Raw genomic sequence first — 13,833 nt, 5'->3', positions numbered from 1 at the left:
CGTCAGCAGACCACGTACTCGGGGCTGACCAGACCGGCGGCGATCAGCTTGCGGGGCTGGTCGGCCAGCGGGGTCAGCGCGGCCCGGGTGCGGGCGCTCCACCGGTCGACCACCAGCAGCCGGGCCAGCGCGTCGACCCGCCCGTCGGGCGGCGCGGCCGACAGTCGGGCCAGCACCGCCGGGGCCGCCGAGCCGGCCAGCGTGTCGGCGGTGCGGAGCCGGGCCTGGAGCGAGGAGGTGGTCAGCCAGGCGACGCCGGCCGGCCAGCCGCCCACGCTCGGTGGCCGCAGCGGCACCTGGTCCAGCGCGGTCAGGCCGGCGAGCAACCGCCGCCGCTCCGGCTCGGGCCGGGACGACGGCCGGACGCCGAGCTGACGCAGCGCGCCGACCAGCCACTCGACCGGCTGCTTGACCAGGTTGCCCCGGGTCTGCGCGAAGGCCGACGCGGTGAGGATCCGGCGCAGCGTGGCGACCGTCTCCGGACCGGCGAGGTCGGCCGGCGGTGGCACGTCCGGGCCGGCGAAGCGGAACCAGAGTCGGGCGGCCACGAACCGCGCGGTCTCCGGCCGGTCGGCCAGCAGTTTCGCGTACGAGCCGGCGTCGAAGGCGGCCCGCTGGCCGAGGATGGTCTTCGGGCCACGGTCGTGCCGGCGGGCCTCGAACCGGGCCGTGCCGGTGCGGCGGTCCACCACCCAGCCGGTCAGCGCCCGCGCTCCCTCCTTCACGTCCGCCTCGGTGTAGCCGCCGCCGTGGCCGAGGGTGAACAGCTCCATCAGCTCGCGGGCGAGGTTCTCGTTCGGGGCCTTCCGGGTGTTGCGCTGGCCGTCCAGCCAGAGGATCAGCGCCGGATCCCGGACCATCGCGTCCACCAGCGGCGGCAGCGGCCCCCGCCCGTGCCGGCGCAGCGTCTCCAACTGGCGGAGCATCAGCGGGGCGGACCGGACCTTCTGGACACTGGTCGCCCAGTGACCGTGCCAGAAGAAGATCAGCTTCTCGCCGAGCTGGTCGTCGGTGGCGACCATCCGGTCCAGCCACCACTCGGTCAACCGGAGCACCTGCGCCCGGCGTTCCTGGTTGGCCTGCTGACGCTGCTCACGGTCGGCCTCCCGGGGGAGCCGCGCGACCGGATCCGGCCCGAGGTCCGGCCGGGGGGACGCCGTCGCAGGGACGGTGAACAGCCGGTCGAGCGTGGCCGCCACACCGACCCGTTCCGCCCGGTCCACCTCGTCGGCGGTCGGCCCGAACGTGGCCCGGCGCAGGAGGTGGGCGACCGCTTCCCGCTCAGTCATTCGATCGACGATAGCCGAGACGTGTTCGGAACCGGTACGAACCCGGTACGGCCGCCGTATGGCAGGGGACCGGGCTGTCGTCTACACCCCGGGGGAGCTTCGGACCACTTCCCAACCCGTTCGACGGACTCTCACCCGATGCTTCCCCGCCGACACGGTGTGTCTTCACTCCGTACAATCGACAACCGGATAGGCGCTGGCTGTCGGAGGATGACAGATGCCGGGTCACAGGACCGGTTGGTTGTGGGTGGGACGAGGTGTCGCGGGCCTGGCTGTGTCGGGTCTGGTCGTCCACCTCTGGTCGGTCGGGTTGGACCGGGCAGACAAGCTCGGAAGTGCCGTCGGAGGCGTGCTCGCCGCGGTGGCGCTCCTCGCGCCCCACCTGCTGCCCGCCTTCCCACGGACGTCGGTCGAGGCCACTCCCCCGGCGGCCGAGGACCGCGGTCCGGGGTCGCCAGTGGCGGTGGACCTGCGCGGCAGCCAAGGCGTACAGGTCAACACGGGCGGCACCAACAGACAGCACAACACCTTCGGATCCCGGTGAACGGTAGGCCCGACGGCGAGTCCGCCGACAGACGACCCGAGACGTCACCGTCCGGGGTGAGCCTGCCGGGGGCCCGGGGGGCCCAGATCAACTTCAACAGCGGGAATGCCCAGACCAACATCTACGTCTCTCCGATGTCCTGGGTGCTGATGGCGCTGGCCTTGGCCCTGGCCCTCAGTGCCGTTGTCGGGCTCTTCGTCGTACTGACGCCGGACGACACGGGAAGGACGGCCACGCCGTCCCCGTCCGTGACGAGCACCCCTGCGACGAAGCCATCGATCGCCTCGGCCGGGGCCCGTTCGCCGGGTCAGTGGGCGAAGGACGTGGACGCGACCTGCGCCCGGATGAGCGACAAGCTGGCCGGTCATGTCAGGGCGATGGCGGCCATCGACACGGACAAGGTAGAGAGCAACGACCCGGCGGAAATCGGCAAGCTGGCCGAGACGCTGAAACGGTACCACGACGACTATGCCGATCTCGCCGCACGCCTGCGGGAGATCCCGCCACCGTCCTACTCGGCCGAAGAGGCACGGAAGTGGCTGGAGCTCTTCGACGTACGCGGTAGGGGACTGTACAACGCGAGCCAGAAGGTCGATTCCTCGTCGGCTTTCGACCGCCTGCAGGCCAGCTACGAGACGGCACGTTACAGCGGGCGTTCCGACGAGATCCTCAGCCGGGCCCAGCAGTTGGGCATCTCCTCCTGCCCCTAGCCCCGGCGGCCGCCGCCCCGGCCGAGCACCCCGAGGCTCACCCCGGCGGCAGGTACGCGACCGCCTGGATCTCGATGAGCAGGTGCGGGTGGGGCAACTGGTGCACCGCCACGGTGGTCCGGGTCGGCCCGGTCTCGTCGAAGTACTCGGCGTAGACCGCGTTGTAGCCACCGAAGTCGTTCATGTTGGTCAGGTACGTGGTGACCTGCACCAGGTCCGCCAGGTCCGCGCCCCGGTCACGCAGGATGTCCCGCAGGTTCCCGATCACCGCCCGGGTCTGCGCGGCGATGTCGAGGCTGGTGGTGCCCATCTCGTCCACCGTCGCGCCGACGATGGTGTTGTCCGGGCGGCGGCTGCTCGTACCGGAGACGAAGAGGAAGTCGCCGGCGACCTTGACGTGCGGGAACCGGCCCCGGGGGGTGGCCTTGCCGGGCACCACCCGGGCCTGCGGGGCCGGACGGCCCGTGGCGGCGCTCATGCCACGGCCCGCAGCGAGGCGGTGCCGAGCTGCTCGACCACGGCCCGGACGTGCGCCCCGGCGCGCAGCGGCACGGCGGCGGTGGCCGCCCCGGCGAGCAGGACCCAGCTCTCCGGCAGGTCGACGTCGTGCCCGGCGGTGAGCCGGACGGCCTCGTCGACGGCCCGCCGGGGGTCACCGAGGATGGCGGCGGTCGAGCCGACCTGGGCCACCCGGCCGTCGATCTCCAGCAGGACCCCGAGGTTCGCCACCTCCGGCGTGACCGGCTGCCAGGCCCCGACGACGAAGCCGGCGGCGCTGGTGTTGTCGGCGACCACCTCGGGCAGGGTGAACCGGAAGTCGACGTACCGGGAGTCGATCACCTCGACGGCCGGCGCGACGGCGGTGGCCCGTCCCCGCTCGACCAGGAAGGCGACCTCCGGTTCGACCTTCGGGTGGATGTGCGTGCCGAGGTCGACCGCGCCGCCGTCGGGGATCCGCATCGTGTCGGTGAGCCGTCCCCAGATGACGTCGGTGACGCCCATCTGGAGCATCTTCGCCCGGCTGGTCAGGCCGAGCTTGAGCCCGACCAGCCGTTCGCCCCGGTCGAGCCGGCGGCGGACCAGGTCGGCCTGGACGGCGTAGGCGTCGGCGACGTCCGGGCCGAGGGTGTCGCCGAACTGCGGGACGGCCTGGGCGGACCGTTGGGCCTCGTCCAGGACGGCGGCCGGGGTCGGGTGGTTCACTGCTCTGCTCCTTGTCGCATCGGTCCGGCCAGGTCCAGCGCCACGTCGACGATCATGTCCTCCTGGCCGCCGACCATCCGGCGTCGGCCGAGTTCGACCAGGATGGAGCGGACGTCCACGCCGTAGCGCTCGGACGCGCGCTCGGCGTGCCGCAGGAAGCTGGAGTAGACGCCCGCGTAGCCGAGGGAGAGGGTCTCCCGGTCGACCTGCACGGGCCGGTCCTGAAGGGGACGGACGACGTCGTCGGCGGCGTCCATCAGGGCGAAGGTGTCGCAGCCGTGCACCCAGCCGTGCAGGTCGGCGACGGCGGCGAAGACCTCCAGCGGGGTGTTGCCGGCCCCGGCGCCCATGCCGGCCAGCGACGCGTCCACCCGGACGGTGCGTCCGCGCGGGGCGTCCGGACCCACCGGGGCGTCCCCGGTGATCCGGCCGTGTTCGACCGCGACGACGCTGTTGGCGACGCCGAGCGCGAGGTTGTGGTGGGCGTGGATGCCGATCTGGGTCTCCGGGGCCAGCACCTGCCGGTACGCGTCGACCCGCTCGGCGACGTCGGACATGAGCAGCCGGCCGCCGGAGTCGGTGACGTAGACGCAGTGCGCGCCGTAGGACTCCATCAGCCGGGCCTGGCCGGCGAGCGTCGCAGGGTCGGCCATGTGCGACATCATCAGGAAGCCCGAGACGTCCATGTCGTGCTCGCGGGCCCAGGAGATGTGCTGCGCGGCGATGTCCGCCTCGGTGCAGTGGGTGGCGATCCGGACGCTTGTCACCCCGAGGGAGCGGGCGGCCCGCAGGTCGGCGATGGTGCCGATGCCGGGCAGCAGCAGGGTGGTCAGCCGGGCGGTGGTGAGCACCTCCGCGGCGGCGGCGATCCACTCGGCGTCGGTCGCGGCCCCGTGGCCGTAGGTGACGCTGGAGCCGGCCAGGCCGTCGCCGTGGGCGACCTCGACGGCGGCCACCCCGGCGGCGTCGAGCGCGGCGGCGATGGTGCGGACCTGGTCGACGGTGTACCGGTGGGCGACGGCGTGCATGCCGTCGCGCAGCGTCACGTCCTGGAGGTAGAGGTCGGTCATCGCGCTCCCCTTCCGTCGCCGCCCGCACCGGCCGGGAGCCGGGCGGCGAGGCGCTCGCCGGTCCGCAGGGCGGCAGAGGTCATGATGTCCAGGTTCCCGGCGTACGCGGGCAGGTAGTGCCCGGCTCCGGAGACCTCCAGGTAGACCGAGACCTGCCACCCGCTCAGGTGCCGGCCCAGCGCGGGAACGTACGTGTCGACCCGGTCGAACTGCACGTCCTGCTTGAGCCGGTAGCCGGGCACGTACCCCTGCACGGTGCCGACCATCGCGTCGACCGAGGCGGCCACGGCGTCCCGGTCGAGATCCGGATCGGGGCAGAGGCAGTAGACGGTGTCCCGCATCAGCAGCGGCGGTTCGGCCGGGTTGAGCACGATGATCGCCTTGCCCCGGGCCGCTCCGCCGACCACCTCGATGGCGCGGGCGGTGGTCTCGGTGAACTCGTCGATGTTGGCCCGGGTGCCCGGTCCGGCCGAGCGGGACGCGATCGAGGCGACGATCTCGCCGTACGCCACCGGGGTGACCCGGCCGACGGCGGCGACGATCGGCACGGTGGCCTGCCCGCCGCAGGTCACCATGTTGACGTTGCGCTCGCCGAGGTGCTCGTCGAGGTTGACCGGCGGCACCACGTACGGGCCGATCGCCGCCGGGGTCAGGTCCACCACGGTCCGGCCGTGGGCGCGCAGCACCGCGTCGTTGCGGGCGTGCGCGCCGGCCGAGGTGGCGTCGAAGACCAGCCCGACGTCGGCGAACTCGGGCATCGCCACCAGCCCGTCCACCCCGTCGGCGGTGGTCGCCACGCCGAGCCGGCGGGCCCGGGCGAGCCCGTCGGAGGCCGGGTCGATGCCGACCATCGCCACCATCCGCAGCGACTCCGACAGCCGCATCACCTTGATCATCAGGTCGGTGCCGATGTTGCCGGAACCGACCACCGCCACCCCGACGCTCATGCCGTGTCCCCCTTCGTGAAACAGGCCCGGACGCTGCCGAGGCCGGAGATCCGGGCCTCGTATCCGGCACCCGGGGTGACCGGCACCATCGGGCCGAGCGCCCCGGAGAGCACCACGTCCCCGGCGCGCAGCGGGTCACCGGCGCGGGCCATGGTGGCGGCCAGCCAGCCCAGCGCGTGCAGCGGGTTGCCCAGGCAGGCCGCGCCCGCGCCGACCGACACCGGCTCCCCCGCGTGCTCCAGCACCATGCCGCACAGCCGCAGGTCGAGGCCGTCGAGGCGGCGCGGCACGGTGCCGAGGACGAACAGTCCGCTGGAGGCGTTGTCGGCGACGGTGTCCACGATGGAGATGTCCCAGCCGGCGATCCGCGAGTCGACCACCTCGATGGCCGGCAGCACGTGGTCCACGGCCCGGATCAGGTCCACGGTGGTGACCCGCTCGTCGACCAGGTCGTCGGCGAGGACGAAGGCGACCTCCGCCTCCACCCGGGGTTGCAGCAGCCCGTCGAGCGGGATCTCCGCCCCGTCGGGCACCGCCATCGCGTCGGTGAGCAGCCCGAAGTCGGGCTGGTGCACGCCGAGGGCGTCCTGCACCGCTGGCGAGGTCAGGCCGATCTTCACGCCGACCCGGCGTTGCCCGGCGGCCAGCCAGGCGTCCACCTGCTCCCGCTGCACCGCGTACGCGGCGTCGACGTCCCCCTCGGGCAGCAGCCGGCCGCGCAGCGGTGGGCAGGGCCGGCCGGTGCGGCGGGCCTCGGTCAGGTCCTGGGCCGCGGCCCGGTGTGCGTCGCTCATGTCAAATCCACGCAGACGTTCGTCAGTTCGGAGTAGAAGTCCAGCGAGTGCACGCCGCCCTCGCGGCCCACGCCGGAGGCGCGCATCCCGCCGAACGGTGTGCGCAGGTCCCGCAGGAACCAGGTGTTGACCCAGACGATCCCGGCGTCCAGGGCCGCCCCGGCCCGGTGGGCGCGGCCCACGTCCCGGGTCCAGACCGTCGCCGCCAGGCCGTACGGGGTGCCGTTGGCCAGGGCGAACGCCTCCTGCTCGTCGTCGAACGGGGCCACGTGCACCACCGGCCCGAACACCTCCTCCTGGTTGGTGCGGGCGTCCGGGCCGAGCCCGGTCAGCACGGTCGGCTGCACGTACGCGCCCCCGTCGCGGGCGTCGCCGAAGGTCGGCGCACCGCCTCCGGTGAGCACCTCGGCGCCCTCGGCGCGGGCCAGGTCGTAGCAGCCGAGCACCTTGTCCCGGTGGGTGTGCGAGATCAGCGGCATGGTCGCCGTCTCCGGGTCGGTCGGCCAGCCGTACGCCAGCGCGCCGGCCCGCTCCGCCAGCCGCGCGGTGAACTCCTCGAAGACCGGCCGCTGCACGTAGATGCGTTCGGTGCAGAGGCACACCTGACCACCGTTGGTGAAGCTCGACCGCACCGAGCCGGCCACCGCCGCGTCCAGGTCGGCGTCGGCGAAGACCAGGCCGGCGTTCTTGCCGCCGAGTTCGAAGGAGACCGCCTTCACCCCGTCGGCGGCGGCCCGCATGATGGCGCTGCCGGTCGCCGACTCGCCGGTGAAGGTGATCGCGTCCACCCCGGGGTGGCGGGTCAGGTGCTCCCCGGCCGAGCCCGGCCCGAAGCCGTGCACCAGGTTGAACACGCCGTCGGGCACGCCGGCCGCCGCCATCACCTCGGCGAGCAGGGTCGCCGAGGCGGGGGTCTCCTCGCTGGGCTTGACCACCACGGCGTTGCCGCAGGCCAGCGCGGGGGCGACCTTCCAGGTGAGCAGCAGCAGCGGCAGGTTCCACGGCACGATCACCGCGACCACGCCGACCGGCTTACGCAGCGCGTAGTTCAGGGCCCGGCCCCCGGTCGGGGTGACCGTGGTGAACGACTCGGTGGGGGCGGTCGCCACCACGTCGGCGAACGCCCGGAAGTTCGCCGCGCCGCGGGCCACGTCCAGGGTGCGGGCCTGGGCGAGCGACTTGCCGGTGTCGGCCACCTCGGCGGTGACCAGGTCGTCGAAGCGGCGTTCCAGTTCGTCGGCGATCCGGCGCAGCACCTCGGCCCGTTCCCGTTCCCCGGTCCGGCCCCACGGCCCGCGCAGCGCGGCCCGCGCGGCGCTCACCGCGTCGTCCACCGTGCCCTCGTCCGCCTCCACCACCTCGAAGATCGGTTCGCCGGTCACCGGGCTGCGCCGGGTGAACGTCCGTCCGCCGTCGACGAACCCGCCGCCGACGAAGTTGCGCAGCCGCACCGGCCCGTCCGGGGCGCGGCCCCCGGTCAGCCGGGGATCCCACACCGTCATGGCGTCCTCCCCTCAGTCGTCGCTGTTCGCCGGGTCGGCGACCAGGGCCACCACGGCGGCGTCCACCCCGTCCTGGCCGGTCAGCGCCGCCGCCGCCTCGTCGGTGGCGACGAGCACGGTGGTGCCGACCCCCACGTTCAGCGGGTCGACGGCGACCAGGTCGGGCTGGGCGGCGTCGTGGGATCTCGGCCGGACCAGGACCAGCCGGCGGCCCTGCAACGGGGACACGATCCGGTCGGCCCACACCTTGGCCACGACCTCACCGAGCAGCATCGGGAGTCCCTGCGCGCAGTTCGGCCATGACCTCGCGGATCCGGGCCGACTCCGGGTTCTCCAGCAGGGCCGCGGTGGTCGGGTGCGGCTTCGGGTAGACCTGGGAGCTGCGCAGGTCGCCGTGCTGGCGGATGGCCGCCTCCCCGGCGGCGACGGCCTGCCGTACGGCGGCCAGGGTGCCCTGCACGGCGACGGCGAGGAAGCCGCTGGTGACCCGCTCCACCGCGACGCAGCGCACGTCGGCGGTCTTGATCATGGCTTCGATCCCGGCGGAGAGGGCCACCACGCCCCGGGTCTCGACGATTCCGATCGCGATGTCGGACGACATGTCTGGTTCTCCTCCGGTCAGTTGCCGACGAGTTGGGGGTCGACGGCCAGCGCGCTGACCGCGTCGCAGGGGCTGGCGAAGACGATCGACCGCACCGAGCGGCTCTTGGCGCGGGCGGTCCGCTCGCCGATGTCCACCGCCTCCTCGACGGTGGCGAGGTCACCGCGGAGCGCCACGGCGACGATCCCGCCGCCGAGGCGGACCACCTTGGTCACCTCCACCTCGGTGGCCTTCACCATCGCGTCGACGGCGTCGAAGATCGGGGTGAATCCTTCGGCCTCGACGAAGCCGGCGGCCATGTTGCGCATGGTTGCTCCTCACAGGGGTTTCAGGGCAGGTTCCAGGACAGGACGGCGCCGCCGGTGCCCCAGATCGGTCCGTAGGAGTGCAGGTGGGCGGGGCCGTCGGTGGCACCGGCCCCGGCGGCGAAGGCCAGCGCCCGGAACTGGCTGTCGGCCTGGGCCTGGCGGGCGAAGTCCTCGCGTACCGCGAGCGCCCCGTCGGCGTTGCCGGCGACGAGCAGGTCGAGGACGCGGGTGTTCCACTGGTCGTGCCGGGCGTCGGAGATCCGGTCCCGGTCCGGTTCGATCCACTGCTGGATCAGCCCGGACGAGAGCCCGCTGACCACCACCACCGCCGCCCGCAGTCCGGCCTCCCGGGCCGCCGCCGCGCCGGCCCGGCCCACGTCGGCGAGGGTCTGCGCGTCGGCGTACAGGTTGCAGGAGACCTGGGCCCAGCGCAGCCGGTGGTCCGGGTCGAGCAGGTTCGAGGTGACGATGGTGCCGGCGTCGATGGGGAAGCCGTCGTAGCGGGTCTGCCGGGCCTGCATGCCGTCGGCGGCGACCCGGCCCGCCCAGCGCTGGGTGAACGGCACGTCGAAGTTCAGGTCGTAGCGGAGCAGGCCGTAGTCGTAGGCGTACCAGTTCTCGTCGACGTGTTCGCCGCGCGGGTTCGGGTCGCACTGGAACTGGTGGCCGAGCACGGTGAACCACTGGGTGGAGAGCAGCAGCACCACGTCCGGGTCGAGCCGGCGCAGCCGCTCCCCGACGTCGCGGGTCGCGGCGGCCAGCGCCGCCCAGCTCGGCGCGGGTTCCTTCGCCAGCAGGTGGGGCATGCCGGGCAGCAGCGCCCCGGCGACGACTCCGGTCCGGTCAGCCACGGTGGCTCCTCTCCGGCTGCCACTCCACGACCGCGTTCCCGGTGCCGATGATGGTGCCGTAGCCGAGCACGTCCCCCGGCACGGCCGGCCAGCCCATGGCGGAGAGCAGCCAGGTCAGGCTGCCGGCCTTGGTCTCCGACGCGGTCGCCTCGATGTGTTCGCCGATCAGGCCGCGCAGCGGGGCGGTCGGGCCGCGCCGGATGGCCTCCAGCAGTTTCATGTCCCACCGGTACTGGTGGTTGTTGTACGGGTGCTCCCGTTCCATGTCCTCCGGCAGCTCCGGCTCCTCGTGCCAGTGCAGGTGGGACAGGGAGTTGGAGGCGAGCAGCACGGCCCGGCGGCCGGTGGCCTCGACGGCCCGCCGAGTCGCCTCGCCCAGCACCTCCATCTCCTCCAGTGAGGCGTCGGAGTAGAAGTACGGGTTGTTGTTCGCCGACAGCGACACCACCGGGATGTCCCACGCCGGGTTGACCAGGTGCAGCGCGCCGATGGTGGCGTAGTCGACCCGCACCCGGGGGTCCCGCATCGCCCGGGTGACCAGGCCGAGACCGCTCGCCTCCTCGACGATCGCCTCGCCGAGTTCCACGTCGGTGCGGAAGTCGTAGTGGTAGCGGAACAGGTGCGGGAAGATCGGCTCGACCGACACGCCGCGCGGGTTCGGCGCGCAGTTCACGTGGTGCCCGACCATGGTGATCCAGTGCGGCGCGTGCACGATCAGCACGTCCGGGCGGTGCACCTCGCGGATGCGCTGCCGCAGCCGCTCGTACGCCCAGCGCAGCACCTCCCAGCCGCCGGTGGAGCGCGGCTCGTTCTGCGGCGGGTTCTCCGCGTAGATCAGGTGCGGCGGGTGCGGGCTCAGGCAGCCGGCGACGATGCCCGGCCCGGAGTTGCCGGCCGGCGCGGGAGGTGGTCCGCCGACCGGGGCCGGCTGCCCGGCCGACCGGCCGGTGGGGACCACCGGCACCCGGAAGACCCTGCTCATTCCTGCTCCTCCCGTTCGGTCAACACGCGCACCCAGGAGCGCTCGCCGACCTCGCAGCCGAGGATGCGCAGCCCCGCGTCGTCCACGGCGACCTGGTCGTCGGCGAGTGCCGGGTCGTGCCGGATCCAGGCCCGCAGCGGCGCCGGGTGGACGCCGTGCACCTCCACGAGGGTGTCCTCGGCGAGCCCGGCTCCGGGCGCGACGTAGGCCAGGCGACGGCTGCCCCGGCGGCCGGTGTACGGCGGCCGGGCGCTGGACACGGTGCGCAGCCAGCACCGTTCGGCGCGGAGCCGGAGGCGCGCCTCGACCGTGGCGGCGACGTCGACGCCGCCCGACGGTTCCAGCACCACGCCGTAGCGCCGGTACGCCTGCGCGCCGGTCAGGTACTCCTGGGCCACGTCGTCGGCGACGTCGGCGGGCAGCCGGTCGAGCGGGTCGCCCCAGCCACCGCCCCCGGCGGACTCCATCACCAGCACGTCGCCGGAGCGCATCGGATGGCCGGCGACCTTGCCCGGGGTGGCGAAGTCGACCCGGGCGCCGTCGGCCCGGCGGACGTGGGTGACGGTGGGCGCGCCGGGGCCGCCGTGGCGCAGCCCGTACGGCGGCACGGTGGTCCGGTCGGTCTGCACCGAGTACGTCCCGCCGCTGGCCAGCAGCCGGGTGGCCCGAAGGGTGCCGAGGCCGCCCCGGCGCTCCCCGTCGCCGCAGGAGGCCGGACGCAGTTCGCACGCCTCGACCAGGATCGGGATCTCCGCCTCCAGCCGTTCGACGGACTGGATGGTGGAGATGTCGCCCAGGTCGACGGGGTTCATCGCGCTGGGCCCGTCGGCCTCGGCGAACCCGCCGTTGCCGCCGGCCGGGTAGTCGTAGTAGAGGTACGGCCGGCCGGTGTGCTCGTCCACCCCGCCGATCAGGTTCTGGAAGGTGGTGCCGAACTGGTCGGCGGCGACCAGGTCCGGCGCGACCTGGCTGAGCGCCGCCATCACCGAGGAGATGACCCGCTTGCGGACCTCGCTGTGCGCGTTGGCCGGGGCGGGGTACTCGACGTGCACGACGGTGCCCGGCTCGGTGTGCACCCGCAGGGGGCGGAACGCGCCGTGGTTGACCAGGCCGCCCGGGTCGAGGGCGGATTTCACCGCGATGAACACCCCGGCGACGGTCATCGCCCGGGACGAGTTGACCACCGCCGCCACCTGCGTCGACGAGCCCCGGAAGTCGGCCTCGATCTCGTCGCCCCGGACGGTCAGCGCGCAGCGCACCAGCGCGGCGTCGTACCGGCCGTCGGTGTAGAGGTCGAGGTAGTCCTCGTAGTGGTAGGTGCCGTCGGGCAGGTCGCGGATCATGTCGCGCAGCCGCTGCTCGGTGCGGTCCATGTTCGCCGCGACGCACTCCAGCAGCAGGTCGACGCCGTACCGGTCGACCATCGCGCGCAGCCGGCGTTCGGCGGTGCGGCAGGCGGCGATGCTGGACTCCAGGTCGCCCCGGCGCTCCTCGGCCATCCGCACGTTGGCGAAGACGATGTCGAAGGCGGCCCGGTTGGGGCGGCCCTGCTCGATGAGGCGGATCGGCGGGATGCGCAGGCCCTCCTGGAGGATCTCGGTGGCCTGACCGGAGACGCTGCCCGGGGTCATGCCGCCGATGTCCGCCCAGTGCATCCGCACGCAGGGGAAGAGGAACAGTTGGTCGTCGACGAAGACCGGGCTGATCAGGGTCACGTCGTTGAGGTGGCTGCCGCCCCGGTACGGGTCGTTGACGATGTAGAGGTCGCCGGGGCGCATCTCGGCGGCGAAGTCGGCGAAGATCTCGGCCACCGAGGCGGGCATGGCGATGACGTGGCCGGGCATGTCCCGCCCCTGGGCGACCATCTGGCCCTGCGGGTCGAACAGGGCGCAGGAGAAGTCCTGCGCGTCGGCGATCACCGGCGAGTGGGCGGTGCGGAAGATCGTCTGACGCATCTCCCGGACGATCGAGATCAGACCCTCGGTGACGATCTCGAGTTCGATCGGGTTCACGGTCATGCTGACCTCACTGACTGTCGGTGGGGAAGGGCCCCTCCGGCGGGGCAGGTGGACCACCATATGGTCCTAGAGTTATATTGTGAAACCTAGCAACCGCGAAGATGGGAAGCAAGATGTCGTACGCGACCGAACCGACGGCCGCCGTCGCCGAACCGGCCGCCCGGGAGTCCGGCACGCAGGCGCTGGACCGCGCGCTCGCCGTGCTGCTGGCCTTCCGGGGTGACGTGGTCGAGCGCAAGGTGAGCGACGTCAGCCGCGAACTCGGGCTGCACAAGTCGACGGCCAGCCGGCTGTTCCGCGCCCTGGCCGACGCGGGGTTCCTGCAACGCAACGAGGAGACCGGCGCCTACCGGCTCGGCGTCACCGTCTTCGAGCTGGGCGCGCGCTACCTCGGCGGGATCGACCTGCACGCACTGGCCCGGCCGCTGGTGCACGAGCTGGCCGAGCGGGAGGGCGAGAGCGTCAACCTGGCCGTCCGGGAGGGGCTCGACGCCATCTCCCTCTACATCGCCCAGGGCACCCGCAACGTGCAGCTGGTCTCCCGGCTCGGGCGACGCATCCCGCTCTGGGTCAGCGCCGCCGGCAAGGCGCTGCTGGTCGACCACGACGACGACGCGCTGCGCCGGATGCTGTCGGATGCCCCGCTGACCGCGCTGACCCCCAACACCATCACCTCCCGGGACGCGTTCCTCACGCACATGGCCGGGGTCCGCGAACGCGGCTGGGCGCTCAACGACGAGGAGAGCGAACTCGGCCTGCGGGTGGTGGCCGCCCCCGTCCGGGACCGGTTCGGCGCGGTGACCGCCGCGATCAGCGTCTCCGGTCCGATCTTCCGGCTGGACCGGAACCGGGTCGAGGAACTGGCCGCGGCAGCCCGGCGCACCGCCGACGAGCTGTCCCGCCAGCTCGGCCACGGCTTCGGCGCGGTCTGGGGCGACTGACCCCCCGCGCCGCCGGACCAGCGGCGACCCTGCCCGGCCGGGCGTCGGCCCGCCCCGGCCCACCACCGGGCCG

The 13,833-nt window shown here is 73.4% G+C and carries 16 protein-coding genes; 3 read left to right on the top strand and 13 right to left on the bottom strand.

Annotation, left to right across the window (positions count from 1 at the left end):
• Window positions 1–2: 2 nt before the first annotated feature.
• Window positions 3–1,289 carry a DUF1800 domain-containing protein gene (locus tag QSK20_RS06105; protein ID WP_285787551.1) on the bottom strand — a complete coding sequence of 429 codons (1,287 nt, stop codon included), beginning with the start codon at window positions 1,287–1,289 and terminating at the stop codon, window positions 3–5.
• Between the two features lie 274 nt (window positions 1,290–1,563).
• Here QSK20_RS06105 and QSK20_RS06100 point away from each other — a divergent pair, with 274 nt between their 5' ends.
• Together QSK20_RS06100 and QSK20_RS06095 are read left to right on the top strand one after the other, a co-directional pair.
• Window positions 1,564–1,833: a hypothetical protein gene (locus QSK20_RS06100; RefSeq protein WP_285787550.1), complete on the top strand. Its 270-nt coding sequence runs from the start codon at window positions 1,564–1,566 to the stop codon at window positions 1,831–1,833.
• Window positions 1,834–1,889: 56 nt separating this feature from the next.
• Window positions 1,890–2,543, top strand: a complete 654-nt coding sequence (locus QSK20_RS06095; protein ID WP_285787549.1) for a hypothetical protein — start codon at window positions 1,890–1,892, stop codon at window positions 2,541–2,543.
• A gap of 37 nt (window positions 2,544–2,580) precedes the next feature.
• On the opposite strand, the gene QSK20_RS06090 is transcribed toward QSK20_RS06095, so the two are convergent.
• The 12 genes from QSK20_RS06090 to QSK20_RS06035 are packed head-to-tail and all read right to left on the bottom strand — an operon-like array spanning window position 2,581 to window position 12,819.
• The gene (locus QSK20_RS06090; protein WP_285787548.1) at window positions 2,581–3,021 is read right to left on the bottom strand and encodes a RidA family protein; all 441 of its coding nucleotides are present in this window, start codon (window positions 3,019–3,021) and stop codon (window positions 2,581–2,583) included.
• Window positions 3,018–3,746 carry a 2-keto-4-pentenoate hydratase gene (locus QSK20_RS06085; protein WP_285787547.1) on the bottom strand — a complete coding sequence of 243 codons (729 nt, stop codon included), beginning with the start codon at window positions 3,744–3,746 and terminating at the stop codon, window positions 3,018–3,020. The genes QSK20_RS06090 and QSK20_RS06085 overlap by 4 nt, the downstream gene beginning before the upstream one ends.
• Entirely contained in the window at window positions 3,743–4,816 is a 1,074-nt protein-coding gene (gene dmpG / locus QSK20_RS06080; protein ID WP_285787546.1) for a 4-hydroxy-2-oxovalerate aldolase, read from the bottom strand. Before dmpG ends, QSK20_RS06085 begins: the two co-directional genes overlap by 4 nt.
• Entirely contained in the window at window positions 4,813–5,763 is a 951-nt protein-coding gene (locus QSK20_RS06075) for an acetaldehyde dehydrogenase (acetylating) (RefSeq protein WP_285787545.1), read from the bottom strand. Before QSK20_RS06075 ends, dmpG begins: the two co-directional genes overlap by 4 nt.
• A complete protein-coding gene (locus QSK20_RS06070) occupies window positions 5,760–6,557 on the bottom strand; it encodes a 2-keto-4-pentenoate hydratase (RefSeq protein WP_285787544.1) in 798 nt (265 codons plus the stop codon). Before QSK20_RS06070 ends, QSK20_RS06075 begins: the two co-directional genes overlap by 4 nt.
• Window positions 6,554–8,059 carry a 2-hydroxymuconic semialdehyde dehydrogenase gene (locus tag QSK20_RS06065; protein WP_285787543.1) on the bottom strand — a complete coding sequence of 502 codons (1,506 nt, stop codon included), beginning with the start codon at window positions 8,057–8,059 and terminating at the stop codon, window positions 6,554–6,556. The genes QSK20_RS06070 and QSK20_RS06065 overlap by 4 nt, the downstream gene beginning before the upstream one ends.
• Window positions 8,060–8,071: 12 nt before the next feature.
• On the bottom strand, window positions 8,072–8,332 hold the full coding sequence (locus tag QSK20_RS06060) for a EutN/CcmL family microcompartment protein (RefSeq protein WP_285787542.1): 261 nt from the start codon (window positions 8,330–8,332) through the stop codon (window positions 8,072–8,074).
• Window positions 8,319–8,660, bottom strand: coding sequence for a BMC domain-containing protein (locus QSK20_RS06055; RefSeq protein ID WP_285787541.1), 342 nt, complete (start codon window positions 8,658–8,660; stop codon window positions 8,319–8,321). Before QSK20_RS06055 ends, QSK20_RS06060 begins: the two co-directional genes overlap by 14 nt.
• A gap of 17 nt (window positions 8,661–8,677) precedes the next feature.
• Window positions 8,678–8,968 carry a BMC domain-containing protein gene (locus QSK20_RS06050; RefSeq protein WP_285787540.1) on the bottom strand — a complete coding sequence of 97 codons (291 nt, stop codon included), beginning with the start codon at window positions 8,966–8,968 and terminating at the stop codon, window positions 8,678–8,680.
• A 20-nt stretch (window positions 8,969–8,988) separates the two neighbouring features.
• On the bottom strand, window positions 8,989–9,819 hold the full coding sequence (locus QSK20_RS06045; protein WP_285787539.1) for a DODA-type extradiol aromatic ring-opening family dioxygenase: 831 nt from the start codon (window positions 9,817–9,819) through the stop codon (window positions 8,989–8,991).
• Window positions 9,812–10,801: a DODA-type extradiol aromatic ring-opening family dioxygenase gene (locus tag QSK20_RS06040; protein ID WP_285787538.1), complete on the bottom strand. Its 990-nt coding sequence runs from the start codon at window positions 10,799–10,801 to the stop codon at window positions 9,812–9,814. The genes QSK20_RS06045 and QSK20_RS06040 overlap by 8 nt, the downstream gene beginning before the upstream one ends.
• The gene (locus tag QSK20_RS06035) at window positions 10,798–12,819 is read right to left on the bottom strand and encodes a hydantoinase B/oxoprolinase family protein (protein ID WP_285787537.1); all 2,022 of its coding nucleotides are present in this window, start codon (window positions 12,817–12,819) and stop codon (window positions 10,798–10,800) included. Before QSK20_RS06035 ends, QSK20_RS06040 begins: the two co-directional genes overlap by 4 nt.
• A gap of 101 nt (window positions 12,820–12,920) precedes the next feature.
• On the opposite strand from QSK20_RS06035, the gene QSK20_RS06030 reads away from it, so the two are divergent.
• On the top strand, window positions 12,921–13,760 hold the full coding sequence (locus tag QSK20_RS06030; protein ID WP_285787536.1) for an IclR family transcriptional regulator: 840 nt from the start codon (window positions 12,921–12,923) through the stop codon (window positions 13,758–13,760).
• The last annotated feature ends 73 nt before the right edge of the window (window positions 13,761–13,833 follow it).

It is taken from the genome of Micromonospora sp. NBRC 101691, assembly GCF_030269285.1.
In the GTDB taxonomy this organism is placed as follows: Bacteria; Actinomycetota; Actinomycetes; order Mycobacteriales; family Micromonosporaceae; genus Micromonospora; species Micromonospora echinospora.
Note: the sequence above shows the minus strand (reverse complement) of the source record. Positions and strands in the feature narration are given on the sequence as shown.